Origin of the sequence: Streptomyces sp. NRRL B-24085 (assembly GCF_001282115.1) — a bacterium.
Lineage (GTDB): Bacteria > Actinomycetota > Actinomycetes > Streptomycetales > Streptomycetaceae > Streptomyces.
Map to the genome: position 1 here is coordinate 1 of NZ_LJBR01000390.1, position 2600 is coordinate 2600.

The 2600-nt window shown below is 73.3% G+C and carries 2 protein-coding genes; both read left to right on the forward strand.

Annotated features, from left to right (window positions below; genetic code table 11):
- Positions 1-55: 55 nt before the first annotated feature.
- Positions 56-1294: a D-aspartate ligase gene (locus tag AOJ26_RS34080; protein ID WP_053852235.1), complete on the forward strand. Its 1239-nt coding sequence runs from the start codon at positions 56-58 to the stop codon at positions 1292-1294.
- Positions 1295-1344: 50 nt separating this feature from the next.
- A complete protein-coding gene (locus AOJ26_RS34085) occupies positions 1345-2547 on the forward strand; it encodes an NAD(P)-binding domain-containing protein (RefSeq protein ID WP_053852236.1) in 1203 nt (400 codons plus the stop codon).
- Positions 2548-2600 lie beyond the last annotated feature (53 nt).

Consider the following 2600-nt stretch of genomic DNA (forward strand, 5'->3'; position numbering starts at 1 on the left):
GGCTCGCGTCCGTGGGGGGACGCGTGGGGGGACCGTGGCCAGAAGCGCGAGCAGTGTGCCGTTCGAGGCCGACCGTGAGGTCCCGGCCCTGATCGTCAAGTTCGGCGACTACCCGCTGCACCACGGCGGAGTCGGCGCGATCCGCAGTCTGGGCCGCCTCGGCGTCCCCATGTACGCCATCACCGAGGACCGCTGCACACCCGCGGCCGCCTCCCGCTACCTCACCCGCGCGTTCGTCTGGCCGACGACCGGCACCGAGGACCCGCGCAGCCTGGTCGAGGGACTGATCCGGATCGGGCGCCGCATCGGCCGCCCCGCCGTCCTGGTGCCGACCGACGAGGAGGCGGCGGTCCTGATCGCCGAGCACCAGAACGACCTCTTCGGCCGGTTCCTCTTCCCGCGCGTGGAGCCCGCTCTCACCCGCCGGCTGGCCAGCAAACAGGGCCTGCACGAACTGTGCGCGGAACACGGGATCGCCAGCCCGCAGGCCGCCTTCCCGCAGTCGTACGACGACATCGTGGCCTTCGCCGAGAAGGCCCGCTTCCCGGTGGTGGCCAAGAACCGCGAGGCGTTCGTACGGCGCCGGCGGCCCGCGGTGGGCGGCACCACCCGCATCGCCACCCGTGAGGGGCTGCTCGCCCTCGCCCGTGACTGGGGCGAGCGGCCCGGGGTGATCCTCCAGGAGTACCTGCCGCGCGAGGAGGCCGAGGACTGGATCGTGCACGCCTACTTCGACGGCAACTCCGCCCCGCTGGCCCTGTTCACCGGCGTCAAGGTGCGCTCCTGGCCGCCGCACGCGGGCATGACCGCCAACGCGTACGTCGTGGACAACCCGGAACTCGCGGACCTCGCCGCACGCTTCGTCAAACAGATCGGCTACACCGGCATCATCGACCTCGACCTGCGCTTCGACCGGCGCGACGGCCAGTACAAACTGCTCGACTTCAACCCCCGCATGGGCGCCCAGTTCCGGCTCTTCGAGAGCGAGTCGGGGGTGGACGTCGTCCGCGCCATGCACCTGGACCTGACCGGGCGGGCCGTCCCGGAGGGGGAGCAGCGGGCCGGTCGCCGCTACGTCGTGGAGAACATCGACCTGCCCGCCCTGCTCGCCTACCGCCGCAGCGGCTACACGACCCCGCACGCGCCGGCGCGGCCCAGCGGGACCGAGCTGGCCTGGTTCGCGGGTGACGACCCGCTGCCGTTCCTCACCATGCTCGGCCGGTTCGTGCGGCCCGGCGCCAGGCACCTCTACCAGCTCTGGCGGACCAACCGGCGGGGCGGAAAGACCAGTTGAACAGCGGCACCACCACGAAGTGACGAAGTGACGTCCTGGGGAGGGACTTCGTGATCCAACCGGTAGCAGTCATCGGCGCCGGGCCCTTCGGCCTGTCGACCGCGGCCCATCTGCGGGCCCGCGGCATCCCCGTGCGCGTCTTCGGCGACCCCATGGTGAGCTGGCGCGACCACATGCCCGCGGGCATGCTCCTCAAGTCGACCCCGGCCGCCTCCAGCCTGGACGCGCCCCAGCCCGGGCACACCCTCGGCGACTACTGCGACGCGGCGGGCATCCGCCGGCTGGTGACGGACGAGGACATCGTCCCCGTCGAGACGTTCATCGCCTACGGCCGGTGGTTCCAGCAGAAGCTGGTGCCCGAGCTGGAACAGGTGCGGGTCGTGTCCGTGGACCGCAGCGAGCGGGGCGGCTTCCAGCTCAAGCTGGACTCGGGGGAGTCGTTCACCGCGCGGGCGGTGGTCGTGGCCACCGGTCTGTCGGGGCTGTCCCACCTGCCCCGGGAGCTGGCCGCCGCCCTGCCCGACGGACCGGCGCCCACCGGCCCGGTCTCCCACAGCTCCCAGCACCACGACCTCGGCCGCTACTCCGGCAAGGAGCTGATCGTCGTCGGGGCCGGCCAGTCCGCGCTGGAGACGGCGGTCCTCGCGGCGGAGGCGGGCGCCCGGGTCCGGGTGGTCGCCCGGGGACGCGGCCGGGTGGCCTTCGGCGCACCGCCGTGGCAGCAGCCGAGGCTGCGCCCCGAGTCGCCCTTCGGCCGGGCCTGGTCCCTGTGGGCCCTGACCTACTACCCGCACCCCTACCGCCGGCTCCCGGCGGGCGCCCGCCACTACCTGGTCCGACGGGTTCTCGGCCCGCTCGGCGCGTGGTGGCTGCGTGAGCGCTTCGAGGGCAGGGTGCAGGTCACCGAGGTGGACCGGATCCTCAGGGCGGACACGGTCGACGGCCGTCCTGCGCTGGAGGTCCTCTCCCACACCGGGGCGCCGGACCGCCTCTCCGCCGACCACGTCATCGCGGCCACCGGCTACCGCGTCGACCTCGCCGCGATGGACTTCCTCGGGCACGAACTGCGCACCGCCCTGGCGGTCAGCCGCGGCACGCCCAGGCTCGGCGCCGGGTACGTCTCCTCCGTCCCGGGCCTGTACTTCACCGGCCTGCCGGCGGCGGCGTCCTACGGCCCGGTCATGCGCTTCGTGTGCGGCACGGAGTACGCCTCTCCGAGGCTTGTCCGACACCTGGCGGCGGCTCACGGCTGAGGCCGACGGGGGGTCTTCGACGGGTTGTTCCCTTGCGTGCGGGGTTCGGGGTG